Raw genomic sequence first — 308 nt, forward strand, 5'->3', positions numbered from 1 at the left:
CATCGGGCTTGCCGTGGTGGGATCCTTCGCCGCGCTGGTCAGCGCGATCAGGATCCCCCTATCGCAGGGCACGGCCCGGATTCGCTGGACTCTCGCAGCCGCGCTCTCTCTCGGCGGCGGCGCGATCTGGTCCATGCATTTCATCGGGATGATCGGCTACCGCGTCGACGGGCTTGACCTGCGGTACGGCCTGCCGTTGACCGGGGTCTCGCTGCTGATCGCCGTGGCGGTCTCGGCGCTGGGACTCACCCTCGTGGCGAGCCATCAACGGAGCATCGGATGGCTCGCACTCAGTGAGCCATTCCCGG

General features: G+C 67.9%; 1 protein-coding gene. It reads left to right on the forward strand.

Features of this window, described 5'->3' with window-relative positions; translation table 11 throughout:
* Nucleotides 1-16: 16 nt before the first annotated feature.
* A partial coding sequence (locus tag G6R25_RS24765) for an MHYT domain-containing protein (protein WP_336502563.1) occupies nucleotides 17-308 on the forward strand: 292 nt, incomplete at its 3' end.

Origin of the sequence: Candidatus Frankia alpina (genome assembly GCF_902806485.1) — a bacterium.
GTDB classification, from domain to species: domain Bacteria; phylum Actinomycetota; class Actinomycetes; order Frankiales; family Frankiaceae; genus Frankia; species Frankia alpina.